This window comes from Phytobacter ursingii (assembly GCF_001022135.1).
GTDB lineage: Bacteria > Pseudomonadota > Gammaproteobacteria > Enterobacterales > Enterobacteriaceae > Phytobacter > Phytobacter ursingii.
On record NZ_CP011602.1, the window covers coordinates 3,687,587 to 3,713,400 of the forward strand.

Genomic DNA, 25,814 nt, shown 5'->3' on the forward strand with positions numbered 1-25,814 from the left:
AACTTTTAAAAGGGCACGGCGAACCGTGCCCGAAGAGAGATTAGAAGCGGAAGGTTGCTGTCGCCACCACCTGACGCTCAGCGCCCCAGAAGCAGCCGTACGAGTTGAAGCAACTCGCAACGTATTCACGATCAAACAGATTGTTCACGTGTAACGCCACATTGGAGCCTGCCAGGCCAACGCGTGCCAGGTCATAACGCACCAGCGCATCAACTAACGTATAGCTTCCCACTTTGAAGGTGTTCGCCGGATCGCCCTGGCTGGAACCAGTGAAGCGAGCGCCGGTACCCAGCGTCAGACCAGACAGCGCGCCATCAAAGAGGGTGTAGTCACCCCACAGGGATGCCATATGTTTTGGCACCTGGGCAGGGGTGTTGCCTTTGTAGTTGGTATCGGTGGTGTATTCCGCATCGGTGTAGGTGTAAGAACCCACCACGTTGACGCTGGCAGACAAGGCGGCTTTTGCTTCAACTTCAACACCACGGGCGCGGATTTCTCCACCTTCAACAGACCATACGGAACCCGCAGGATCCCCCATCAGATTATTGGTTTTGGTCAGTTGGTACAGTGCGCCGGTCAGGACAATCGGACGATCTTTCGGCACGTATTTCACACCGGCTTCGTACTGCTTACCTTTAGACGGCGCAAAAATAGCGCCGTCAGCACCCGTTGTAGATGCCGGCTCGAAGGATTCGCTATAGCTGAAATAGGGAGTGACACCGTTGTCGAACAGATAGTTAACACCACCACGCCAGGTGAATTGCTTATCTTCACGTTCCGGGTGGGTGCCATAGTCACGGTTCAGGGAATCCTGCTTCGCCCAGTCGTAACGCCCCCCGAGGGTGACCAGTACTTTATCCCACTGCGCCTGATCCTGGGCATAGACACCGGTCTGCTTCTGTTTGAGCAGGATACGGTAAGGGCCAGACGGTCCATCATGCGCACCGAAGTCGTAATCGCTGCGATCAAGATTGTAGATATCAGATGGTGCCACAGAACCTGCATAGCCAAAATACGAGTCGATATCGTTACGCATCCGCATGAAATCGACACCTGTCAGTAAGGTGTGATCAATGGTGCCGGTAGCAAATTTGCTCTGCAACTGGGTATCGACAGTGAAGGTCTGCAGTTTTTCGCTATCAATCACGTACTGACGCGTCAGTGTGTGACCCCATTCAGACTGTGGAATATCCGCACAAGGGCTGGTAGACGGGCTGCTGGAATAGAGCTTATCGGAACACATGCCGTAGCCATATACGCTGTTTTGAGCGGTTTTGTTCTCAGCAAAACGCAGGTTCTGGCGCAGGGTGAAGGTATCGTTAAAGCCGTGCTCGAAGCTGTAACCCACCATTTTCTCATTACGGGAGTAGGTGTTGTTCTTCGCGCCTTCGTTGAAGTCGGTCGGCAGACGGGAGCCATTTGGCAGCGGCTGAACGGTCCCCTCTTTTGGTAACCAGCCGTAGTAACCGGTATCCGGTTCGTTCTGGAAATAGGAGAGGAACGTGAAGTTCGTTTTGTCATCAGGGCGCCAGCTGAAAGACGGCGCAATGGTGTAGCGCTGCTCTTTTGCCCCTTCCTGTTGGGCGTTAGCGGAGCGCGCCAGACCGGTCAAACGATAAGAATAAACGCCGTCGTCATCCAGTGCGTCGCTGAAATCAAACCCTGTCTGGTACAGGTTATCGGTACCCATCTTGAACTGCACTTCGTACAGCGGCGTCGTTGTCGGACGTTTGCTGACCATGTTCAGTATACCGCCCGGGCTACTCTTGCCGTACAGCACAGAAGCCGGGCCGCGCAGGATTTCAGCACGTTCGAGCATGTAAGGATCAATCACCGCGTCGTTGTAGAAGTTGCCCTGCATCTTCATACCGTCGAGGTAGTTATTCTGGCTCTGGTTATCCGCCGCAAATCCACGAATGACAAGATAGTCATAGGTGTTGGATGCGCCACGCGTCCCAACGGCGACTCCCGGTGTGTAACTCAGCGCTTCCTTCACTGACTTAGGCTGATGTAAGGCCATCTCTTCACTGGTCACCACAGAGATCGACTGCGGGGTCTTCTCTATCGGGGTGTCGGTTTTGGTCCCCGTCGCTGAGTGTCGCGCGGCAATCGTCGCCGCCGGGCCCCATGCATTTTCCTGAGGAGCCGTACTGCTGGAGGTTACGGTAACAGTATCTTCGGGTTGGGTCGTTGCAGCCTGTGCATAGACAGACATACCGCTAACCGCTGTGGCTACAACTACTGCGAGCTTACGCAGCGAGGTGTTGACTGGCTGAGCAGTTTTTTGACGCGCCATTGTTTATTCTCTGACAATGAGTGAATGATAACGTAAACGATAATTATTATTATGACGGCAGCATAATATGCGAAGCGTCGACTGCATAGCAAGCGCTAAGCGGCCCTGTGCAGTGTGAGGGATTAATAAACAACCAGGTAAAAAGCAGGGCGTTAATAAGGGATTAAAAAGGGTTTAAAGCGACGTTAAAGGGGTGTTTGATACGTGCCAAAATGAAAACCCCCAGCCAGACGACTGGGGGTTTGAGCGTTAGTTACTGCCGAACATATCTTTAATCCAGCCAGCGACACCATCGCTCTTCTCTTGCTGCTGTGGCGGCTGTTGCTGAGGCTGCTGCTGTTGCGGCGGCGGAGTTGACTGATCGAACGGATTACCCTGCTGCGGCTGTTGCTGCACCGGGTTCTGCTGACACAGCGTTTCCGGGCTGGTCGTCCAGACCGGCAGTGAACGCACACCGCCACCGCCACACACAAAGTTGCCCATATCATCCACGCCCATGGTGGTGATATCTTCCGGCGGCGTCAGATCCAGCGGAATTGGCGACTGGTTGGCCAGATAGCGCTGATAGATAGCCATCGCCCCGCTCGCACCGTACAGCTTCGTCGGCTGGTTATTATCACGACCAACCCAGGTAATCGTCACTTCACGCCCGTCGATACCAGCAAACCAGGTATCGACGTTGTTGTTGGTGGTACCGGTTTTACCTGCCAGATGCAGCCCTGGATATTTCGCACCGAGCTGACGCCCCGTACCGCGCTGAACAACCTGCTGCATGGTCCACAGGGTCAGGTAGGCCGCCTGCGCGGGCACCGCGCGCTCAGACTGCGGGTAACTCTGGTAGAGCACCGTACCATCTTCCGCAATGACTGAACGCAGCGCGGACAACGTTGCACGGTTACCACCGCTGGCGATAGTCTGGAACGCCTGCGCCACTTCAATCGGCGTCAGGTTGAGTGCCCCCAGCAGCATGGACGGGTTAGCCGTTAACTGGTCTTTAGGCGCACCTAATTTCAACCAGGTATCGGTTACCGCAGGCAGACCCATCGCCATCCCAAGGTTCACCGTCGGCACGTTCATGGAACGCGTTAACGCATCCACCAGCATCACCTGGCCGCTAAAACGGTGATCGTCGTTCTGCGGTGCCCAGGTCTGACCATTCGACAGACGCAGTGAAATCGGCGCATCGGCAATGGAAGTATTCAGACGGAATTTATCCGGCTGGCTTAATGCTGTCAGGTAAGTCGCCGGTTTTGCCAGCGAGCCGATAGAACGGCGCGCCTGCATCGCACGGTTATAGCCCGCAAACTGCGGCGTCGCCCCACCCACCATGGCCCGAACTTCGCCACTGAAGCGATCCACAACCACCATCGCGGTTTCCAGATCGTCCAGCTTACGCTGCTTGATCAAGGCCGGAATGCCCTCCACCGCCGCTTTTTCTGCCGCATCCTGCGCAACAGAATCAAAGGTGGTGAAAATCTTCACACCCGACAAGTCCTTCACTTTATCATCGCCGAGTTTAGCCTGAAGCTCCTGACGGACCATCTGCATAAACGCAGGCTGCGGTGATATCACGCCGCCGCGCGGCTGCACGCCAAGCGGACGGGCGCTGAGCATGTCGTACAGCTCCTGATCGATGACCTTCTGCTCTTGCATCAGGCGCAGGACAAGGTTACGTCGCTCCAGAGCCAGTTTAGGGTTACGCCACGGGTTATAGATTGACGCGCCTTTCACCATCCCGACTAACATCGCCTGCTGATCAAGACTCAGTTCTTCCACCGGACGGCCAAAGTAGTAAAGGCTTGCTAACGGGAAACCACGGATTTCGTTATCGCCGCTCTGCCCAAGGTAAACTTCGTTCATGTACAGCTCAAGGATACGATCCTTGCTGTAGCGGGCATCGACGATCAGCGCCATATAGGCTTCGTTAGCCTTACGCCAGTAAGATCGCTCGCTGCTCAGGAACAGGTTTTTTACCAGTTGCTGGGTCAGCGTACTCGCCCCCTGCACTGTACGCCCGGCGGTCAGGTTCGCCAGCACCGCACGACCAATCGAGTAGAAGCTAATGCCGTCATGCTCGTAGAAATGGCGGTCTTCGGTCGCCAGCAGCGTATCCACCAGCAGGTCCGGGAAGCCGCTGCGCGGTACAAACAGACGTTGTTCGCCGTTTGGCGACGAAAGCATGGTGATCAAACGCGGGTCGAGACGGAAGAAACCGAACTGACGGTTGCTGTCCATGTTTTCAATGCTGTCGAGTCGGTCGCCATCAAACGTCAGGCGTGCGCGGACCTGCCCCTCTTTACTGTCAGGGAAGTCAAACGGACGGCGGATCATCTCGATGCTTTTCGCCTGCACGGTAAACTCGCCAGGACGCGTCATCTTCGTCACCTGACGGTACTGCGTGGCTTCCAGCAGTTTAACCATCTCGTTTTTGCTGATGGGCATATCCGGCTCAAGGTTGACCATACGGCCATACACCGCAGCCGGCAATTGCCACACTTTGCCATCGATACGGCTACGGATCTTCTGATCCAGGTACACGCCATAAATGGCGAGTAGCACCGCACCCACGATACAAATTTTCAACAGCAGCCAGAACCAACGGCGCTTACCGCGAGGTTTACCGCCTTTACCTTTTCCTTTGCGTGGCGCTGAGTCCTGCTCATCGCCATCATCATCTTCGTACTCGTCGTATTCCTCTTCTCTGACTCGACGACGACTTACTTTTTCTTTTGCCGGACGTGAAGGTCTACTCTTACGTCCAATTGGCTCGCGGTCATTCCCCGCCATGCTCTCTCTCCGCAACATTCAGGCGCAAGGGCCTGATTCTCAGTTCTTCCGCCTCCAGGCAGAAGAAGAAATCTCTCAAAATAAACAGCAGATTTTCTCAACGAGAAAATCTTTAGTGTTTGCTCCCTCTCCCTGTGGGAGAGGGCCGGGGTGAGGGCATCAGACCGCACGCCAGGTAAACAGCAGATTTTCTCAACGAGAAAATCTTTAGTGTCTGCTCCCTCTCCCTGTGGGAGAGGGCCGGGGTGAGGGTGCCAGCCTACCCTGCCCTCAACTACGAATACTTTTTAGTGCGCCGCGTCGGCGCGGCATTTGCCGGATCGTCTGGCCAGACATGTTTCGGGTAGCGCCCTTTCATCTCTTTTTGCACTTCGCGGTATGCGCCCTGCCAGAACGCCGCTAAATCGCGCGTAATTTGCAGCGGACGCTGAGCCGGCGAAAGCAGCTCCAGCACCAGCGCAATGCGCCCCTGAGCGATAACAGGTGTCGTCGCCTCACCAAACATCTCCTGCATACGCACCGCCAGAGCAGGCGGATTATCTTCATGATAACGAATGGCAATCCGGCTTCCTGTCGGCACAGTGTAATGCCCAGGCAGTTCACTATCCAGACGTTGACGCAAAGGCCAGGGTAAGAAAGCTTTTAATGCTTCGCCCACATCCAGCGCTTTCAGCGCACGAAGGGAATGCACGCCCCTCATTTGCGGCAACAACCAGCTTTCCAGAGAAGCAAGCAGCGAAGCGTCATCTACCGCAGGCCATGCCTCTTCCGGCAACCATTTCGCCGCGCAGTGTAAACGCAGACGTAACTGTTTCGCCTCTGGCGTCCAGTTAAGGACATCCAGCCCTTTATCGCGTATCCCGTTGAGCATCGCCTGATGCAGTTCTTCTTCCGGAAGCTTCGCCAGCGGCTGAACTTTCACCGTCAGTTGACCAATCCGGCTACGACGAAACGCCTTTAAGGTTCCCTGGGCCTCATCCCATTCCACAGAGTCAGACGGCTGAACAATATGCGGACAGGCCGCCATTAACCGATCAATGTCCAACGGCAGCGCCAGCAAAATACGGGCATCCGGCGACTGGCTTCCCTGTAACAATAGCGGCGCAAGCACCCATTCATGGCGATTAAGCGCATCGTCCGCATCCAGCATTGCGCCCATGCCGTTTGCCAACTGATACCGCCCGTCCTGGCCACGTCTGCGCGCAATGCGGTCGGCAAAGGCGCTGGCAAGCAACGGTGCCAACAGGTCGCTATCGGGCTCCCCTTCCGCACTTTTCAACCGCCGAATCAGTTGTCGGGCCCGCTGCTGCCACTGAGGCTGATTGCGGGAAAAGGCGCTACGCAAATCGGTGTTTCCACCGCGAGGCGGCTCTTCAAGGATGGCAGCCAGTTTCGCCGCCGTTGCCACTTCATCCGCATTGCTGGCGCTCGCTAACATCGCAGCGAGGCGCGGATCGTTACCTAACGATGCCATTTTTTTCCCGAATGGCGACAGGCGATCGCCTTCAAGCGCCCGCAGTTGCGTCAACAACCGCTTCGCTGCGGCAAGATTAGTCGTCGGCGGTAAATCCAGCCAGTTAAGTTGCGCCGGATCCTGGCATCCCCACTGTAACAACTCCATAAAAAGGCCAGACAAATCGCTTTGTAAAATCTCCGGCTCGCTCTGCACCGCCGCCCTTTCGGCCTGTTCTTTGCCAGTCAGATGCAGGCAGATACCCGGTTCAAGACGCCCCGCACGCCCGGCACGCTGCGTCATCGACGCCTGGCTCACGCGCTGAGTGACAAGCCTTGTTAGCCCTGTTCGCGAATCGAAACGGGCCACGCGCTCCTGAGCGCTGTCCACAACCAGGCGAATGCCCTCGATGGTCAGGCTGGTCTCAGCGATATTCGTGGCCAGCACGACTTTTCTTTTCCCGACTGGCGGGGGAAGAATGGCTTTGCGTTGTTCATTGAGTGGCAGCGCCCCATACAGCGGACAAAGCATCACATCCTCAGCGACCCGACTGGCCAGTTGTTCCTGTACACGCTGGATTTCCCCTACCCCCGGCAAAAACAGTAACAACGACCCCGATTGCGAACGCAGCAGATCGGCAGTCGCCACCGCGACCGCCTCGTCAACGCGCTGATGAGTGCTTAATGCCTGATAACGCCGTTCTACCGGGTACATACGCCCCTCTGAAATAATCAGCGGCGCATCCGGAAGTAGCGTCTGCAGGCGACTGTTATCAAGGGTGGCTGACATGACCAGCAGTTTAAGGTCATCGCGCAATCCCTGCTGAACATCCAGCAACAGCGCCAGCGCCAGATCGGCCTGCAGGCTACGTTCGTGAAATTCATCAAGGATCACCAGACCAACGCCGCTGAGCTCGGGATCGTGCTGGATCATTCGCGTCAGGATCCCCTCCGTCACCACTTCCAGACGCGTATTCGGCCCAACACAGGTTTGAGCTCTCATTCGGTAGCCGACGGTGTCGCCGGGCTGCTCATTAAGCGACTCCGCCAGCCGTTGCGCAACGTTACGGGCAGCCAGTCTGCGCGGTTCAAGCAGTAAAATACGTCCGTCAATGCCGCCTTGCTGCAACAATTGCAGCGGCAGCCAGGTTGACTTCCCCGCACCTGTTGGGGCGGTCAGCAGTACCTGGGGCGCGCGTTGTAACGCATGGAGAAGGTCGGGTAATACGGCAGCAACCGGCAGTAAGGACACACAAGGCTCCAGAGGACTCACATTGATAAGGACGGTGCCAATTGTACATGAACTGCGGCGCTTTGGAGCGCCGAAGCATTTGCGGGCGCCCGTCTGCCATTGTAGCATCGCGACAAACCCTAACTGAGTGCCTGTCATGTCTGAATCGAAAAGGCTGTTTTTCGCCATCGAATTGCCCGACGCCACCCGTCAGGAGGTGGTGCGCTGGCGGGCGGAACATTTCCCACAGGATGCCGGGCGGCCGGTTGCGGCAGCAAACTTACATCTGACGCTGGCATTTTTAGGGGAAGTGAGTGCGGAAAAACAGCGTGCGCTGGAAATCCTGGCCGGGCGCATTCGCCAGCCGGGCTTTACGCTACAACTGGATGACGCCGGGCAATGGCTGCGTTCACGTGTTGTCTGGCTAGGTTGTCGCCAGTCACCACGCGGGCTGTTGCAACTGGCGGATATGTTGCGCGCCCAGGCTTCACGTAGCGGATGCTGGCAAAGCCCGACGCCGTTTCATCCTCATATCACGCTGCTGCGCGATGCCAGTCATGCGGTCACGATACCGCCGCCGGGCTTTCACTGGACTTTTCCTGTTACAGAATTTGTCTTATATGAATCGCAGTTTGCCGCAGGACGTCTGCGTTATACGGCGTTAAACCGCTGGACGTTAAAAACATAAAAAGGATACGTCATGGAATTTTCGCCCCCCCTCCGATCCGCCACGCTTATTCAGCGCTATAAGCGGTTCCTTGCCGATGTGATCACCCCAGAAGGCGAAACGCTGACAATCCATTGCCCTAATACTGGCGCAATGACCGGTTGTGCAACACCTGGCGATACGGTTTGGTATTCCACATCAGAAAATACTAAACGCAAATATCCGCATACCTGGGAATTAACGCAAACCCAACAGGGCGCCTTTATTTGCGTTAATACGCTTCGCGCTAATACGTTAACGAAGGAAGCGATCCAGCTAAACCGTCTGCCTGAGCTGTTGGGTTACAGCACACTGAAAAATGAAGTGAAATATGGTGCCGAAGGCAGCAGAATTGATTTTCTGTTACAGGCGGATGGTCGCCGCAACTGCTATATTGAAGTTAAATCAGTAACGCTCGCCGAGCGGGAATGCGGTTTTTTCCCTGATGCCGTTACGCTACGCGGACAAAAACATCTGCGTGAGTTAATGAGCGTAGCGGCCAGCGGTGACCGCGCAGTTATACTGTTTGCCGTGCTGCATTCAGCCGTTGAACATTTTTCTCCAGCGCGCCATATTGATGAGAAATACGCACGATTGCTAAAGGAAGCACAAAATCAGGGGGTAGAAATTCTGGCGGTAAAAGCGGAACTTTCTGCTACAAATATGACTCTGAGATTGCCGCTGCCTTTCACGATATAGGGCAGCCATTGAATAATAAGTGTTCTGGTCGCGTGCGCAAATACGCTTTTCCTCACAGGCTTGTCAAGTGTTACGTTTAGATATTTGCCATCCGGAAAAGCATCTGCTATTTATAGCGGCCTGATTTTCCCCCAACACGGGGATCGATAGTGCGTGTTAAGGAGAAGCAACATGCAAGAAGGGCAAAACCGTAAAACATCGTCCCTGAGTATTCTCGCCATCGCTGGGGTGGAGCCGTATCAAGAGAAACCGGGCGAAGAGTATATGAATGAAGCCCAGCTGGCGCACTTCAGGCGTATTCTTGAAGCGTGGCGTAATCAACTCAGGGATGAAGTCGATCGCACCGTCACCCATATGCAGGATGAAGCAGCTAACTTCCCGGACCCGGTAGATCGTGCCGCACAGGAAGAAGAGTTCAGCCTCGAACTGCGTAACCGTGACCGCGAGCGTAAACTGATCAAAAAGATCGAGAAAACGCTGAAAAAAGTTGAAGACGAAGATTTCGGCTACTGCGAATCCTGCGGTGTTGAAATCGGCATTCGCCGCCTGGAAGCGCGTCCGACCGCTGACCTGTGCATCGATTGCAAAACACTGGCGGAAATCCGCGAAAAACAGATGGCGGGTTAATTCGCTTCTGGCCGACCATCGGTCACCCCCTCAGACGGCGCAGCGCTGATTCCAGCCTGCGCCTTCAAATCATGCTGTGCTATAGTCGGGGAAAATTTCCCGTATTGTCGGCGTTTCCCGTTCTTTATGTCTGACTCTCACTATATCGGGCGCTTTGCGCCGTCACCGTCCGGTGAACTCCATTTTGGCTCGCTGATTGCTGCACTGGGTAGCTACCTGCAGGCGCGCGCGCAGCAGGGTATCTGGCGAGTACGTATCGAAGATATTGATCCCCCGCGTGAAGTCCCCGGCGCCGCAGACACCATTCTGCGCCAGCTTGAGCATTACGGCCTGTGCTGGGACGGAGACGTGCTCTGGCAATCACAACGTCATGAGGCCTACCGCGAGGCGCTGGACTGGCTTCATACCCAGGGGCTGAGTTACTACTGCACCTGTACGCGGGCGCGTATTCAGAGCGAGGGGGGCATCTATGACGGCCATTGCCGTCGCGCTAATAATGGCCCGGAAAATGCGGCTGTGCGTCTGGTACAGCAACATCCGGTGCTCCATTTTCACGACAGACTGCGCGGCGAACTCTATGCGGATGAAAAACTGGCGCGCGAAGATTTTATTATTCATCGCCGGGATGGCCTGTTTGCCTATAATCTCGCCGTCGTGGTTGACGATCATTTTCAGGGCATCACGGAAATTGTGCGCGGCGCGGATTTAATTGAACCCACGGTGAGGCAAATTTCGCTGTACCAACAATTTGGCTGGCCGGTACCGCAGTATGTCCATCTGCCGCTGGCGTTAAATGCAGAGGGGAATAAACTCTCCAAGCAAAACCACGCGCCCGCCTTGCCCGGCGGCGATCCTCGCCCCATAATAATCAGGGCGTTACAATTCTTAAACCAGAGCGCAACAAATGAGTGGCAGGATCTCAGCGTCGATGATTTATTGAAAAATGCGGTGGCGAACTGGACGCTCGCCGATGTGCCCATTGCAGTGGATGTGAATACGGCATTCTCAAACGCCTCGCGCTGAGCTATGATTAGCCGCTATTTTTTTGTCCTGACGTTTGACACTACCGAGGTGCACTATTTTTACCCGAGTCGCTAATTTTTGCCGAAAGGTGCTAAGCCGCGAAGAGAGCATGGTCGTTGAGGCTATCGTACAACCTCAGATGACGGTTATCCCGCGTGAACAGCACGCTATTTCACGCAAAGATATCAGTGAAAATGCGCTCAAGGTCCTCTACCGCCTGAACAAAGCCGGTTATGAGGCTTATCTCGTCGGTGGTGGCGTGCGTGATTTATTGCTGGGCAAAAAACCAAAAGATTTTGACGTCACGACGAACGCCACGCCGGACCAGGTGCGTAAATTATTCCGCAACTGTCGCCTGGTGGGTCGCCGTTTCCGCCTCGCCCACGTTATGTTTGGGCCAGAAATCATCGAAGTCGCGACCTTTCGTGGTCATCACGAAGATACCGAAGCCGACCGCACCACGTCTCAGCGTGGGCAAAATGGCATGTTGCTGCGCGACAATATTTTCGGTTCTATCGAAGAAGACGCCCAGCGTCGCGATTTCACCATTAACAGTCTTTATTACAGCGTAGCTGACTTCACCGTACGTGATTATGTTGGCGGCATGCGCGATCTGGAAGAAGGCGTCATTCGCCTGATTGGGAACCCGGAAACCCGCTATCGCGAAGACCCGGTACGCATGTTGCGTGCGGTGCGTTTCGCCGCCAAGCTGGGGATGGCGATCAGCGCGGAGACCGCCGAACCCATTCCTCGTCTGGCCGCCCTGATCAACGACGTTCCTCCTGCGCGCCTGTTTGAAGAGTCGCTGAAATTACTGCAGGCGGGCTATGGTTTTGATACCTACACCTTGCTGCGTGAATACAATCTCTTCCAGCCTCTGTTCCCAACCATCAGCCGCTTCTTCACCGAAAACGGTGACAGCCCGATGGAACGCATCATTGCTCAGGTACTGAAAAACACCGATACCCGTATTCACAACGATATGCGTGTTAATCCGGCGTTTTTGTTTGCCGCTATGTTCTGGTATCCGCTGCTGGAAACCGCACAGCGTATTACCCAGGAAGGCGGCCTTGCGTATTACGACGCCTTTGCGCTTGCCATGAATGATGTGCTTGATGAAGCCTGCCGTTCACTGGCCATTCCGAAACGCATCACCTCGCTGATTCGCGATATCTGGCAGCTCCAGTTGCGTATGTCCCGCCGTCAGGGTAAACGCGCGTGGAAACTGATGGAGCATCCAAAATTCCGGGCGGCCTACGATCTGCTGGCCCTGCGTGCCGAGGTGGAAAACAACGGTGAACTGCAGCGCCTGGTGAAATGGTGGGGAGAATTTCAGGTTTCCGCACCGCCGGAGCAGAAAGATATGCTTGACGACCTTGGCGATGAACCCGCTGTTCGTCGTCGCCACCGCCGACCGCGCAAACGCGCGCCTCGCCGTGAAGGCAGCGCGTAATATCATCCCATTCAGGCCTGCCGCGTGCAGGCCTGATGCTATACAGAAACAAAAAACGCAGGAGCCTGTATGTCCCCGACCCTTTGCTATATCGCCATCGGCAGTAATCTCGCATCGCCTCTGGAACAGGTAAAGGCAGCGCTGGACGCCCTTGGAGAGATCCCGCAAAGCCGCGTGGCCGCTGTCTCTGCGTTCTACCGCACGCCTCCGCTTGGCCCGCAGGATCAGCCCGACTATCTGAATGCCGCTGTCGCGCTGGAAACCACACTTGAAGCCGACGCGCTGCTTGACCATACCCAGCGTATTGAACTGCAGCAGGGGCGCGCGCGCAAAGCCGAGCGCTGGGGGCCGCGCACGCTGGACCTGGACATCATGCTGTTTGGCGATCGGGTCATTCAGACACCGCGTCTTACCGTTCCTCACTACGACATGAAAAATCGCGGCTTTATGCTGTGGCCGTTATTTGAAATTGCTCCTGCGCTGGTCTTTCCTGATGGTGTGACGCTGGCCGCTGCCCTTACAGAATGCGCAGCGGACAAACCTGCCTTGTGGTAAAACGCTTTTCTGGCGCATCTGATGTGATCGGTGTTAAACGATTGCCTAAAATCATTGTTCACCTGAACGTTGCTGTTAGAATGCGCCAGAATTCGTTTTTAGCCATCAGGAAACGTTATGAAACCCACCACCATCTCCTGGCTGCTTAAGTGCAAACAGGAAAAGAAACGCTTCGCTACCATCACAGCCTACGATTACAGCTTCGCTAAACTGTTCGCCGAAGAAGGCATCAACGTGATGTTAGTTGGCGACTCGTTAGGGATGACGGTACAAGGTCATGATTCCACCCTGCCAGTGACGGTAGACGACATTGCCTATCACACGCGCGCAGTGCGTCGTGGTGCCCCTCATTGTTTGCTGCTGGCCGACCTGCCGTTTATGGCGTACGCCACCCCGGAGCTGGCATTTGAAAACGCCGCCGCCGTGATGCGTGCCGGGGCCAACATGGTAAAAATCGAAGGCGGTCGCTGGCTGAGTGACACGGTGAAAATGCTCACCGAACGCGCTGTGCCGGTATGCGGGCATTTGGGGTTAACACCGCAGTCCGTGAATATCTTCGGAGGCTATAAAGTTCAGGGGCGCGGCGATGCTGGCCAAACATTGCTGGACGATGCGCTGGCGCTGGAAGCCGCAGGCGCACAGTTGCTGGTTCTGGAATGTGTGCCGGTCGAGCTGGCAAAGCGCGTCACGCAAGCGCTGACTATTCCGGTAATTGGTATCGGCGCAGGCAACGTCACAGACGGCCAGATTCTGGTGATGCACGACGCCTTCGGCATTACCGGCGGTCATATCCCAAAATTTGCGAAAAACTTTCTGAGCGAGGCTGGCGACATGCGCGCTGCCGTGCGCCAGTATGTTGCCGATGTTGAGTCCGGGATTTACCCGGGCGAAGAACACAGTTTCCATTAAGGAGTGCCGTTGTGTTGATTATCGAAACCCTGCCGCTGCTGCGCCAGCATATCCGCAGAGCGCGTCAGGAAGGAAAACGGATTGCGCTGGTGCCTACGATGGGCAACCTGCACGATGGCCATATGACGCTGGTTGAGGAAGCCAAAACCCGGGCAGATGTGGTCGTAGTGAGCATCTTCGTCAACCCGATGCAGTTTGATCGCGCCGACGATTTGGCACGCTATCCGCGTACCCTGCAAGAAGATTGCGAAAAGCTGAATAAACGAAAAGTGGATTTTGTTTTCGCTCCTGCGCCGAATGATATTTATCCGCAGGGTACGGACACGCAAACCTATGTGGATGTTCCGGGCATCTCCACCATGCTTGAAGGCGCAAGCCGCCCCGGGCATTTTCGCGGAGTATCCACTATCGTCAGCAAGCTCTTTAATCTGGTCCAGCCGGATGTCGCCTGCTTTGGCGAGAAGGACTATCAGCAGTTGCAGTTGATCCGCAAAATGGTTGCCGATATGGGCTACGACATTGAGATTGTCGGGGTACCGACCGTGCGTGCGAAAGACGGCCTGGCGCTCAGCTCACGTAACGGCTATCTCACTGCCGAGCAACGCAAAATCGCACCCGCGCTGAGCAAAATCATGAATGCAATGGCGGCAAAACTGCAGGCTGGCGAGCGTAATCTTGACGAGATCATTGCCCTGGCTGAACAGGAGCTGAATGACGCAGGTTTGCGTGCGGATGATATTCAGATCCGCGATGCAGACACGCTTCTGGAACTTGCGCAGACCAGCAAACGCGCGGTGATTTTGATGGCCGCCTGGCTGGGCCAGGCGCGTCTTATCGACAATAAAGTGGTTGAACTCACCCCCGTAGACAGGGGTTAAAAAACGGGCAATACTGCCCTGTTATCGGCCTGGTCTGGCGCTGTCGCCGGGCCGGGAAAATCTGGCCGGACAGCCAAATGCCGCCCGGCGATATACCTGTATTTCGTTACGCCATTAAAGGTAGAAGTTATGATTCGCACTATGCTGCAAGGCAAGCTCCACCGCGTCAAAGTGACACAGGCCGACCTGCACTACGAAGGTTCCTGCGCGATTGACCAGGATTTCCTTGAGGCGGCTGGTATCCTGGAATACGAAGCCATCGATATTTACAACGTCACCAACGGTAAGCGCTTTTCCACCTATGCTATCGCCGGTGAACGTGGTTCCCGCATTATTTCGGTCAACGGCGCCGCAGCGCATTGCGCTGATGTTGGCGATATCCTGATCATCGCAAGCTATGTCACCATGCCGGATGAACAAGCGCGTAGCTGGCAACCGAAAGTCGCCTATTTTGACGGTGACAATGAGATGAAACGCACGGCAAAAGCAGTACCGGTGCAGGTGGCATAAGTCATCCGGCGGTAAAGCATGATTGCCCCAATCAGGGGGAGAAGGCGTTATTGATGCAGTCAGTCTGGACACGGACAGCGCGCAGAAACCGGAGCGTACACGCAGTACGTGAGGATTTCGAGCACTGCCCGGGTTCAAAATGACAAATAAAATAGCATCATTGCCCCAATCAGGGGGAGAAGGCGTTATTGATGCAGTCAGTCTGGACACGGACAGCGCGCAGAAACCGGAGCGTACACACAGTACGTGAGGATTTCGAGCACTGCCCGGGTTCAAAATGACAAATAAAATAGCCTTATACCCCTGATTTTACCCCTGAGGCTGATTACTGATTAACCTCGACATCTCCTCCAGCGAATCCGTCTTTAAGATATACAGCCGTTTTAGCAAGTACGGATTATCTCCAGGCTTAACCTTTCCTCGAACCGTGGTCAGCGCAAGATGGAAACCGGCATCCTTCGCAGCTGCCAGCGCCTTGTCATCATAGCCCCCGAACGGATACGCCAGATACCATACATGCCGGTTGAATTGAGAAAGCGCGCGGCGTGAATGCTTGAAATCCATCAGGATATTGTCATAACTGCGACTTAGCAGGATCGGATGCCCCACGTCATCGGTGCGATGCAGAAAATGGGTATGTGACTGAAAATCAAAAACATGAGAAATTTGTTCCAGCTCAGAAATGCTCATGAACTGCAGGGATTTTGGATCCCAGAGTTGCGGTTTACGCTTAATGCGCGACGAAATAATAAAAGCGGTCGCCCTGAAACCATATTCATTTAACACCGGATAGGCGTAGCGACTGACCGATTTCAACCCGTCATCAAAGGTGATCACCACCGAACGTGCGGGGAGGTTCATCGCGTTGCGTACATAACCCTCCAGCTGATACATGTTTAACGTGGTATAGCCCTGGTCATGCAACCAGGTCATCTGGTTGGTAAAAGCGCGAAGAGAGGTCGTCGTCGAGGTGTGACGAAAACGCGTGTTTTCCTCATCTTCCAGAATATGGTGGTAAGTAAGCACCGGGATACCGTTATCTTCCTGCGCATCCAGGCTACTGATCCACGCCAGCCGTTCGCCAATGCGAATCTGATACCAGGTCTGGTTAAGTCTGTCTTTCAGTTTGCTAATGATGGGATAACGCAGATTTCCGGCCAGCGTACCCAGTTGCTCACTGGTATTATCCGCCTCGTTATACATTGGCGTATCACGCCAGGTGATCAGATTTTGATTACTCAGGGGCTTATTCAGGTCACCGAGGCTGTCCTGCACCTTTTCATTGCCACGAACCGTCCCCAGATGCCCTTTATCAATCCACGCCTTGCCGAAACCAAAGCGAAATTCGTAATAGTCTTCCGCCCCCGGCACCACAGCCAGAATTTGCCCGGCGCGGATATTGCCAACGGTCATAACATTGTTGCCAATCTGCGCCCATATGTCGGCATCTTCCGTAATTTGCATGTAACGAGCAGGATCGGGATTTTCACTAACGAGACGGGCAGAAACGCTATATGACACCAGCAAGAACAGAATGAGGAGAAAACGAGGCATGCACCCAACCAGGCTAAATATAATTTAGATTATTGTAGGAAAAAGAAAAATGAATACCAACGTTTATTTTTCATACAAATCATGTAACAACACAAACGGCGGATTTTTCTGCTGCTGATGCCAGAGACTGCTTACCCCCGGCGCGCCAGCGACCACAATCTGGTTACGAAAATCGGCGCTGCTGCAAAATTCACGCAACGGATACATCGCTTCCAGCAACGTAGCATCAACGCCGGATATCACTTCACAATGCTCATGCTTATGGCTCATTAGCGAGGCGGCACGATAAGGTGCGGCACCGGAAATATCCGTTAAAAAAACCACGCCCTCGCCGGAATCTGTTTCATGTAATGCATCGCAAATCATACGGCTGAGCATATTGGTGCTAAGCCCCTGGCGAAAGTTAACTGCCCTGCACTGCGTAAGCGGACCAAAGCGGCACTCCAGACTGTCCAGCATCTCCTGCGCCAGCTCACCATGGCACGTAATGACCCATCCCAGCATACGTATCTCCTTAGCAGACTTGCAGTTTAGCCAGGTGACCATCAGCCGTCGGTGACAGATATCATAGATTAAAAGGGCAAGGAGAACCCGGCGACGAACGCCGCCGGGAAAGGGTGATTAACTGCGTAGACCGCGTCCACGTTGGATTAAGTACCAGCACAACAGATAAAAAGCGATGATAAACACTGCCAAAACCGCCACCGTGGTGAAAAGCGGCACATCGGTAATACCGAGGAAACCAAAGCGGAAACCGCTAATCATGTAAACAATGGGGTTGAGGTGAGACAGCGCCTGCCAGAACGGTGGTAACAGCGTTAGCGAATAGAACACCCCGCCAAGATAGGTCAGCGGCGTCAGAACAAATGTCGGGATCAGGCTGATGTCATCGAAGGTCGTCGCAAAAACCGCATTCAGCAGTCCCGCCAGCGAGAACAATACCGCGGTCAACAATAGCGTTAACGCAACAAAGACCCACGAATGAACCTGAAAAGGCACGAAAAACAGCGACACGGCGGTCACCAGCACCCCAACACACAAACCGCGCGCCACACCACCACCAACATACCCAGCGATAATTACATGGGTTGGCACCGGGGCGACCAGCAGCTCTTCAATATTGCGTTGAAACTTGGCGCTGAAAAATGATGACGCCACGTTTGCATAGGCGTTGGTGATCACAGCCATCATGATCAGACCTGGCACGATAAACTGCATATAGGTAAAACCATGCATTTCACCGATACGTGAGCCAATCAGGTTGCCAAAGATAATAAAGTAGAGCGTCATGGTAATGACCGGCGGCACCAGCGTCTGTATCCAGATACGCATAAACCGTTGAATTTCTTTATGCCAGATACTTTTCAACGCCACCCAGTAAAGCTGCATCATGCGTGCTCTCCTTTTTTCTCATGCACCAGCGTGACGAATAGCTCTTCCAGTCGGTTAGCCTTGTTGCGCATACTTAAGACCTGTACGCCCTGCGCGCTAAGCTGGCTGAACACGCTGTTTATCCCCTGTTCACGTAGCACTTCGACCTCCAGGGTCGAGGTATCCACCAGCCGATACTGGTAACCTTCCAGCTTCGGTAACGGGCTTTTCGTTGCCAGATCAAGGATAAAAGTTTCCGATTTCAGCTTCGCCAACAGCGACTTCATTGAGGTGTTCTCAATCAGCTCACCGCTCTGAATAATGCCAATGTTACGGCACAGCATTTCCGCTTCTTCCAGATAATGGGTGGTCAGAATGATAGTGGTACCTTTGTCATTGAGATCCTTAAGGAAGCCCCACATAGAACGACGCAGTTCGATATCCACCCCGGCAGTAGGCTCATCAAGAATCAACAACTTCGGCTCATGCATCAACGCACGGGCAATCATCAAACGACGCTTCATCCCGCCCGACAACATGCGTGCACGTTCGTTACGCTTTTCCCACAGATCGAGCTGATTCAGGTATTTTTCGCTGCGTTCAAGCGCATCTTTACGTTCAACGCCGTAGTAACCCGCCTGGTTCACCACAATCTGCTGTACGGTTTCAAACGGGTTAAAATTGAACTCCTGAGGAACGAGACCGAGCTGCCGTTTGGCATTAACGATGTCTTTTTCCAGGTCATAGCCGAAGACACTCACCCGTCCGGACGTTTTATTTACCAGTGAACTGATGATACCTATGGTGGTAGATTTTCCTGCGCCGTTTGGTCCCAGTAACGCGTAAAAATCCCCCGCTTCGACTTTAAGATCAATACCACGTAGCGCATGAACGCCGCCCGGGTAGGTTTTTTTAAGCTGCTCAAGCTCCAGTGCAATGGTCATGAATTTTCACTTACCTTATTCTTACACTCGATGTGTGGTTTAAAAAACATGGGAGTTGACCTATATTAGCGCAACGCACTTATTTGGTTACAGGTCGTTAACTTCCATGAAAGACATAGATACACTCATCAGCAACAATGCACTATGGTCAAAAATGCTGGTGGAAGAGGATCCCGGCTTTTTCGAAAAACTGGCGCAAGCGCAGAAACCGCGTTTTCTATGGATTGGATGTTCTGACAGTCGCGTTCCCGCAGAACGCCTTACCGGCCTTGAGCCAGGCGAACTGTTTGTTCACCGTAACGTTGCCAACCTGGTTATTCATACCGACCTGAACTGCCTTTCTGTCGTTCAGTACGCGGTTGACGTACTGGAGGTTGAGCATATCATCATCTGCGGCCACTACGGCTGTGGTGGTGTGCAGGCAGCGGTGGAAAACCCGGAACTGGGGCTGATAAACAACTGGCTGCTGCATATTCGCGATATCTGGTTCAAGCATAGTTCGTTGCTTGGCGAGATGCCGCAGGAGCGCCGCCTTGATACCCTGTGTGAGCTGAACGTGATGGAGCAGGTCTATAACCTCGGCCACTCAACCATTATGCAATCGGCCTGGAAACGTGGGCAAAAGGTCACGATTCACGGCTGGGCATATGGCATTCACGATGGTTTACTGCGTGACCTGGAAGTCACCGCAACGAACCGCGAAAGCCTGGAACAGCGTTACCGTCAGGGCGTTTCGAACCTCAGCAAGAAACATATCAATCACAGATAATCCTGCATTCCCGGCGGCATGATGCCAGCCGGAATGCGGCATCAGCCGGGCTAAGGCCCGGCTTTTTTATGCTTACTCTTCCAGCATCACGACTTTGCCGACATACGGCAGGTGGCGATAACGTTGCGCATAATCGATGCCATAACCCACCACGAATTCGTCCGGAATCGAAAAGCCGACAAATTCCACTTCAACCTGCACTTCACGGCGCGACGGTTTATCGAGCAGGGTGCAAATAGACAGGGACTTCGGCTCGCGAAGGCTGAGAATTTCGCGCACTTTAGAGAGCGTATTGCCGGAATCGATAATATCTTCAACGATCAGAACGTCCTTACCGCGAATATCTTCATCCAGATCTTTGAGAATTTTAACATCGCGGGTCGAAGACATGCCGCTGCCATAGCTGGAGGCGGTCATAAAATCGACTTCATGCGGTACCTGCACTTCACGGCAAAGGTCCGCCATGAACATAAACGAGCCGCGCAGCAGGCCCACCAGCACCATTTCACTGCCGCTGTCCTGATAACGTTCTGTGATTTGACGACCCAATTCGGCGATACGCGCTTTGATCTCCGCTTCCGGGATCATCACTTCAACACTATGTTTCATTTTAAATAACCATATGATTTAAATAATAAATCACTCAATAACCTGCTTATTGCTTTGGTTACTGAAGCGCAAGGCGTGCAGTATACCAGCAAACGCATTTCCGATGCTTATCTGTCGATAAAGCTCATTTTGTGATGACGATCACACTTGTTAAATCCTATAATTAGTTGCTACTAAAATATTAATGAATTTGGTGAGTGTCTTTTTATGGCTGAAACAAAAACGCAACGGTCAGGTATCCTCGTGATACTGACAGCGCTGTTCGCAGCATTCTGCGGACTTTGGTTACTGATCGGCGGGGTATGGCTGGTCTCCCTTGGCGGCTCCTGGTACTACCCCATCGCGGGTATTATCATGCTGGGCGTCACCGCGCTTTTATGGCGACGTAAGCGTTCTGCGCTATGGCTGTATGCCGCGTTGCTGCTGGCGACCATGATTTGGGGCGTATGGGAGGTGGGCTTCGACTTTTGGGCGCTCACGCCGCGCAGCGATATCCTGGTCTTCTTCGGTATCTGGCTGATTCTGCCCTTTGTCTGGCGCAGATTGATTTTTCCTTCCGGCGGTGCAGTTGCCGCACTGGTGGTAGCACTGCTGATTAGCGGCGGCATTCTCACTTGGGCTGGCTTTAATGACCCACAAGAAGTGAACGGAACGCTGAAAGCGGATGCCACGCCAGCCGCCCCTATCTCACAGGTAGCTGATGGCGACTGGCCGGCTTATGGTCGCAACCAGGAAGGTCAACGCTATTCTCCGCTCAAACAGATTAATGCCGATAACGTCAAAAATCTGAAGGAAGCCTGGGTGTTCCGCACAGGCGACCTGAAGCTGCCGACTGACCCGGGTGAATTGACCAACGAAGTGACCCCAATCAAAGTGGGCGACACCCTTTATCTGTGTACCGCTCACCAGCGCCTGTTTGCACTGGACGCATCGACCGGGAAAGAGAAATGGCATTTTGACCCGCAGTTAAATGCCAACCAGTCCTTCCAGCACGTGACCTGTCGCGGCGTTTCTTATCATGAAGCACGTGCAGATAACGCCAGCCCGGATGTCGTGGCAGATTGCCCGCGCCGCATTATGCTGCCGGTAAACGATGGGCGTCTTTTTGCAATCAACGCCGACAACGGCAAATTGTGCGAAACCTTTGCCAACAAAGGTATACTGAATCTGCAGACCAACATGCCGGACACCACGCCGGGTCTGTATGAGCCGACCTCACCGCCGATCATCACCGATAAAGTGATTGTGATTGCCGGTTCGGTGACCGACAACTTCTCTACCCGTGAAACCTCTGGCGTTATCCGTGGTTTCGACGTGAACACCGGTAAGCTGCTGTGGGCCTTCGATCCGGGCGCGAAAGACCCGAACGCGATTCCGTCTGACGAACATAGATTTACCTTCAATTCGCCTAACTCGTGGGCGCCAGCCGCCTATGATGCGAAGCTGGACCTGGTGTATCTGCCAATGGGTGTGACCACCCCGGATATCTGGGGCGGCTATCGCACGCCGGAGCAGGAACGCTACGCCAGCTCCATCGTGGCCCTGAACGCCACCACCGGTAAACTGGCCTGGAGCTATCAGACGGTTCACCACGATCTGTGGGATATGGATATGCCGTCCCAGCCGACGCTGGCAGACATCACGGTTAACGGTAAAACGGTGCCGGTGATTTACGCCCCGGCGAAAACCGGCAATATCTTCGTGCTTGATCGCAGTAACGGTAAACTGGTTGTCCCGGCGCCGGAAAAACCGGTTCCGCAGGGTGCGGCCAAAGGCGACTACGTGACCAAAACGCAGCCGTTCTCCGACCTGAGTTTTCGTCCGAAGAAAGATCTCAGCGGGGCGGATATGTGGGGCGCGACCATGTTCGACCAACTGGTCTGTCGCGTGATGTTCCATCAGTTGCGCTATGAAGGCATCTTCACCCCGCCATCTGAGCAAGGCACGCTGGTGTTCCCGGGTAACCTGGGGATGTTCGAATGGGGTGGTATCTCCGTTGACCCTAACCGTCAGGTGGCGATCGCCAACCCGATGGCGCTGCCGTTTGTGTCAAAACTGATCCCACGCGGTCCAGGCAACCCGATGGAACAGCCGAAAGATGCGAAAGGCAGTGGTACGGAAGCGGGGATTCAGCCGCAGTACGGCGTGCCTTTCGGCGTAACCCTGAACCCGTTCCTGTCCCCGTTTGGTCTGCCGTGTAAACAGCCAGCCTGGGGTTATATCTCCGCGCTGGATCTGAAAACCAATCAGGTTGTCTGGAAAAAACGTATTGGTACGCCGCAGGACAGCATGCCGTTCCCGATGCCGGTTCCGGTGCCGTTCAATATGGGCATGCCGATGCTGGGCGGTCCGATTTCCACGGCGGGTAATGTGCTGTTTATCGCGGCAACCGCAGATAATTACCTGCGCGCATATAACATGAGCAACGGTGAGAAACTGTGGCAGGGTCGTTTACCAGCAGGCGGACAGGCGACGCCAATGACCTATGAAGTGAATGGCAAGCAGTATGTGGTCATCTCTGCAGGCGGTCACGGTTCGTTTGGTACGAAGATGGGCGACTATATTGTTGCCTACGCCCTGCCGGACGAGAAGTAAAAAAACCGTTCCCTCATCCCGCACAAGGTAAAAGCAAAAAGGCAACGCACGTTGCCTTTTTTAATGTTTTCTCCCTCTCCCCGTGGGGTGAGGGATCCTCATAAAAATGCGAGCACGACCTGTCCCCTCTCCCCGAGGGAGAGGGCCAGGGTTAGGGGGAAAATGCGGCGCTGGTGGTCATTCCGTTCACCTTATGTTCGGTGCTTTTCTATAACGACAGCACCCGTGAACGTGCCAGGGTGGCTCATCGCCACCACCCTGGCAACCCGGGCTCCCGGCAGGAAAATCGCCGCTTCGCGGTCCACTCGTCTTATGTCGTCTGACTTTCGGGTCGGGGACCAGCCTGCGTCCTTGCAGGCTATCCCCTCCGCCCGCTTCCCTGCGGGCGGCCCCGGTCAGCCGTCAACGCCTCATCGATTTTTAGCCGGACCCTGTCATCGCGGTAACTGTTTTATTCTCATTACGCGGTGTTATCGCTGTAAAACGTAATATGACCGGGGATTACTCAGCCCTCAGGGAGAGGGCATCAGACCGCACAAGGTAAAAGCAAAAAGGTAACGTACGTTGCTTTTTTAGTGTTTTCTCCCTCTCCCCGTGGGAGAGGGCCGGGGTGAGGGCATCAAACCGCAGAGTTGTCTTTTCCCCCTCACCCTAACCCTCAAGGGAGAGGGAACTGCATGGAGCCGATTTCCTAAACCGTAAACCCTACCATCATCCCCGTATCCTCATGTTCCAGCAGATGACAGTGCGCCATATAGGCATACTCTTTCGGCGCGTCGTGAGCAAAACGGACCAGCACTTCACTTTTCGCCCCTTCAACGCTGACAATATCTTTCCAGCCTGCGCGATGTGCGGCAGGCGGTTTACCGTTTTCCGACAGGATGCGGAACTGTGTGCCATGGATATGGAACGGATGCAGCATCATGTCGCCCTCACCGGAAATGACCCAACGCTCCCAGGTATCTTTCTGCGCGGCAAACGCAGGCACTTGCATATCAAATGCCTTGCCATTGATACGATTGGCGCTATGAAATTCCATTTCCCCATTACCGTGATTCATCTGCCCCATGTCGCCATGGTTCATGCTCATGTTCATACCACCGTGGTTCATCTGCATCTGACCATGGTTCATATTGCCATGGTGCATCCCCATACCTGCCATAGCAGCATCGCCGTATTTTTGCTGCAGAGCCTGCATCCCCATCATGTCCAGCATCGGATCCATGGAGAGCTGTAGCGTCCGTTGTGTTAATCCTTCCAGCGCTGGCAGTCCAGGGAGCGTCGCCAGTGTGTCAGGCAAGGTACCGGATGCGGTTACCACCACCGGTTGAATACGCAACAGCGGATACGGCTTATCAAATGGCGCAACCGTCATCCCCATTTGCTGTACAGGCAACGTGACCAGATCGAAGACTTTATTATCTCGGGTCTCAACCAGTACCTCAAAGCGCTCTCCCGGCAACAGTGACAGCTCGCTGACTTTCACCGGAGAAGTCAGTAAGCCACCGTCACTGGCAATCACGTAAAGCGGGCGATTATCGCTGGCAGCTACGGTCAGCGAGCGAGCGTTACATCCATTGAGCAGGCGTAAACGCAGCCAGCCACGAGGTGCCGCATGCTGTGGATAGAGGGCGCCGTTCGTCAGTAATGTATCGCCAAACCACCCTACCGCCGCGCTCATCACATCCAGTTGATAATCAATCTGCCCGTCAGCGGCAAAGCGTTTGTCCTGCATGATGACCGGAATATCATCAATGCCCCACTGTTGAGGCAGCCGTAACTTACGGCTGTTTTCATCTTCAATCAGCAGCAGTCCGGCCAGCCCCATTGCCACCTGATGGCCGGTTTTTCCATGTTGATGGGGGTGAAACCAGCAGGTTGATGCAGGCTGATCCGGCGTAAACGAGACCGTACGGCTATCGCCGGGCTTAATCACACCCTGCGGCCCGCCATCGACGTCACCCGATACTTCCAGCCCGTGCCAGTGTACGGTTGTCTCTTCCGCCAGCGCGTTGCGAATGGACACGTTAACGGTTTTCCCCTGACGCAGTTGAATCGCTGGCCCGAGCAGGCTGCCGTTATAGCCCCAGGTTGTTGCCTGTTTGCCCGCAAACGTCGACGTTCCTGTCTGAACCGTAAGCTGGATATGGTTTTGCGCATCGGCGCTCAGCAACGGGGGAATCGGTAACACGGGCCTTTCCGCCGCCAGCAAAGAACGACTCCAGAGCGGCAGTGCACTCGCCACGCCGAGCGCAGCAGAGTATTTCAAAAAATCACGACGTTGCATGTCCCTTTCCTTACTGTTATCAGCCTGGAATTTGAGCATAAACCCTCCCCTTGCCGGAAGGTCAAGAAATGTGGCTGTATTCGGACGATAATAAATATCGTCGCCTCGCCAACAGTGTGCTAACGTTTAATTTCCGTTATGCCGTGGTAGAAATAATGAAGACGCTTTTCAGAACGATTTTATTCGGCAGCCTGCTGGCTGTCTCCGCTAATAGCTACGCCCTGAATGAATCCGAAGCGGAAGATATGGCCGACCTTACGGCTGTATTTGTCTTTCTGAAAAATGACTGTGGCTATAACAATTTACCCAATGGACAGATTCGCCGGGCGCTGGTTTTCTTCGCACAGCAAAACCAGTGGGATCTGAGTAACTACGACTCCTGGGACATGAAATCGCTCGGCGAAGCAAGCTATCGCGACCTGAGTGGCATCCGCATTCCTACCGCCAAAAAATGCAAAGCGCTGGCGCGTGACTCGCTCAGCCTGCTCGCCTACGTGAAATAAGTTATTTCCAGCGAGGGACGCTGGCCGTGCATCCACAGTCAGAGTTAGCTATGATG

General features: G+C 54.2%; 21 protein-coding genes. 12 read left to right on the forward strand and 9 right to left on the reverse strand.

All coding sequences use genetic code 11. The features are described from left to right. Window positions 1-40: 40 nt before the first annotated feature. From fhuA to hrpB, 3 genes are all read right to left on the reverse strand, one after another. Window positions 41-2,296, reverse strand: coding sequence for a ferrichrome porin FhuA (gene fhuA, locus AB182_RS20985; RefSeq protein WP_047371783.1), 2,256 nt, complete (start codon window positions 2,294-2,296; stop codon window positions 41-43). Between the two features lie 249 nt (window positions 2,297-2,545). Further along, window positions 2,546-5,083: a bifunctional glycosyl transferase/transpeptidase gene (gene mrcB, locus AB182_RS20990; protein ID WP_047371784.1), complete on the reverse strand. Its 2,538-nt coding sequence runs from the start codon at window positions 5,081-5,083 to the stop codon at window positions 2,546-2,548. A gap of 274 nt (window positions 5,084-5,357) precedes the next feature. After that, complete coding sequence (gene hrpB / locus AB182_RS20995; RefSeq protein ID WP_047371785.1) at window positions 5,358-7,787, reverse strand: ATP-dependent helicase HrpB; 2,430 nt, start codon at window positions 7,785-7,787, stop codon at window positions 5,358-5,360. 136 nt (window positions 7,788-7,923) lie between these two features. Between hrpB and thpR the strand changes: the two genes are divergently transcribed. From thpR to panD, 9 genes are all read left to right on the forward strand, one after another. Beyond that, window positions 7,924-8,454 (forward strand): RNA 2',3'-cyclic phosphodiesterase, encoded by a 531-nt coding sequence (thpR, locus tag AB182_RS21000; RefSeq protein WP_047371786.1) that lies wholly within the window; start codon window positions 7,924-7,926, stop codon window positions 8,452-8,454. Window positions 8,455-8,466: 12 nt separating this feature from the next. Further along, the gene (gene sfsA, locus AB182_RS21005; protein WP_047371787.1) at window positions 8,467-9,171 is read left to right on the forward strand and encodes a DNA/RNA nuclease SfsA; all 705 of its coding nucleotides are present in this window, start codon (window positions 8,467-8,469) and stop codon (window positions 9,169-9,171) included. A gap of 171 nt (window positions 9,172-9,342) precedes the next feature. Beyond that, window positions 9,343-9,798: an RNA polymerase-binding protein DksA gene (dksA, locus tag AB182_RS21010; protein ID WP_001155227.1), complete on the forward strand. Its 456-nt coding sequence runs from the start codon at window positions 9,343-9,345 to the stop codon at window positions 9,796-9,798. Window positions 9,799-9,924: 126 nt separating this feature from the next. Then, window positions 9,925-10,821, forward strand: a complete 897-nt coding sequence (gene gluQRS / locus AB182_RS21015) for a tRNA glutamyl-Q(34) synthetase GluQRS (RefSeq protein ID WP_047371788.1) — start codon at window positions 9,925-9,927, stop codon at window positions 10,819-10,821. Between the two features lie 55 nt (window positions 10,822-10,876). Next, window positions 10,877-12,274: a polynucleotide adenylyltransferase PcnB gene (gene pcnB / locus AB182_RS21020; protein ID WP_206780281.1), complete on the forward strand. Its 1,398-nt coding sequence runs from the start codon at window positions 10,877-10,879 to the stop codon at window positions 12,272-12,274. Window positions 12,275-12,343: 69 nt separating this feature from the next. Beyond that, window positions 12,344-12,829 (forward strand): 2-amino-4-hydroxy-6-hydroxymethyldihydropteridine diphosphokinase, encoded by a 486-nt coding sequence (folK, locus tag AB182_RS21025; RefSeq protein ID WP_047371790.1) that lies wholly within the window; start codon window positions 12,344-12,346, stop codon window positions 12,827-12,829. Between the two features lie 117 nt (window positions 12,830-12,946). Continuing rightward, window positions 12,947-13,738, forward strand: coding sequence for a 3-methyl-2-oxobutanoate hydroxymethyltransferase (gene panB / locus AB182_RS21030; RefSeq protein ID WP_047371791.1), 792 nt, complete (start codon window positions 12,947-12,949; stop codon window positions 13,736-13,738). Between the two features lie 11 nt (window positions 13,739-13,749). Next, a complete protein-coding gene (panC, locus tag AB182_RS21035) occupies window positions 13,750-14,616 on the forward strand; it encodes a pantoate--beta-alanine ligase (RefSeq protein ID WP_047371792.1) in 867 nt (288 codons plus the stop codon). Between the two features lie 129 nt (window positions 14,617-14,745). Further along, window positions 14,746-15,126, forward strand: coding sequence for an aspartate 1-decarboxylase (panD, locus tag AB182_RS21040; RefSeq protein WP_039078406.1), 381 nt, complete (start codon window positions 14,746-14,748; stop codon window positions 15,124-15,126). A gap of 309 nt (window positions 15,127-15,435) precedes the next feature. On the opposite strand, the gene AB182_RS21045 is transcribed toward panD, so the two are convergent. From AB182_RS21045 to AB182_RS21060, 4 genes are all read right to left on the reverse strand, one after another. Further along, window positions 15,436-16,680: a polysaccharide deacetylase family protein gene (locus AB182_RS21045; protein WP_047371793.1), complete on the reverse strand. Its 1,245-nt coding sequence runs from the start codon at window positions 16,678-16,680 to the stop codon at window positions 15,436-15,438. Between the two features lie 63 nt (window positions 16,681-16,743). Then, the gene (locus AB182_RS21050; RefSeq protein WP_047371794.1) at window positions 16,744-17,184 is read right to left on the reverse strand and encodes a PTS sugar transporter subunit IIA; all 441 of its coding nucleotides are present in this window, start codon (window positions 17,182-17,184) and stop codon (window positions 16,744-16,746) included. A gap of 117 nt (window positions 17,185-17,301) precedes the next feature. After that, window positions 17,302-18,072: an ABC transporter permease gene (locus AB182_RS21055; RefSeq protein WP_047371795.1), complete on the reverse strand. Its 771-nt coding sequence runs from the start codon at window positions 18,070-18,072 to the stop codon at window positions 17,302-17,304. Next, a complete protein-coding gene (locus AB182_RS21060) occupies window positions 18,069-18,995 on the reverse strand; it encodes an ABC transporter ATP-binding protein (protein ID WP_047371796.1) in 927 nt (308 codons plus the stop codon). The genes AB182_RS21055 and AB182_RS21060 overlap by 4 nt, the downstream gene beginning before the upstream one ends. Before the next feature lie 106 nt (window positions 18,996-19,101). Here AB182_RS21060 and can point away from each other — a divergent pair, with 106 nt between their 5' ends. Further along, a complete protein-coding gene (gene can, locus AB182_RS21065; protein ID WP_039078401.1) occupies window positions 19,102-19,764 on the forward strand; it encodes a carbonate dehydratase in 663 nt (220 codons plus the stop codon). Between the two features lie 72 nt (window positions 19,765-19,836). On the opposite strand, the gene hpt is transcribed toward can, so the two are convergent. Further along, window positions 19,837-20,373 carry a hypoxanthine phosphoribosyltransferase gene (hpt, locus tag AB182_RS21070; RefSeq protein WP_047371797.1) on the reverse strand — a complete coding sequence of 179 codons (537 nt, stop codon included), beginning with the start codon at window positions 20,371-20,373 and terminating at the stop codon, window positions 19,837-19,839. Between the two features lie 207 nt (window positions 20,374-20,580). Between hpt and AB182_RS21075 the strand changes: the two genes are divergently transcribed. Further along, entirely contained in the window at window positions 20,581-22,968 is a 2,388-nt protein-coding gene (locus AB182_RS21075; protein WP_047371798.1) for a glucose/quinate/shikimate family membrane-bound PQQ-dependent dehydrogenase, read from the forward strand. Window positions 22,969-23,659: 691 nt separating this feature from the next. Here AB182_RS21075 and cueO read toward each other — a convergent pair. After that, window positions 23,660-25,255 carry a multicopper oxidase CueO gene (cueO, locus tag AB182_RS21080; RefSeq protein ID WP_047371799.1) on the reverse strand — a complete coding sequence of 532 codons (1,596 nt, stop codon included), beginning with the start codon at window positions 25,253-25,255 and terminating at the stop codon, window positions 23,660-23,662. A gap of 155 nt (window positions 25,256-25,410) precedes the next feature. On the opposite strand from cueO, the gene AB182_RS21085 reads away from it, so the two are divergent. Next, window positions 25,411-25,758 (forward strand): YacC family pilotin-like protein, encoded by a 348-nt coding sequence (locus AB182_RS21085; RefSeq protein ID WP_047373393.1) that lies wholly within the window; start codon window positions 25,411-25,413, stop codon window positions 25,756-25,758. Window positions 25,759-25,814: the final 56 nt, after the last annotated feature.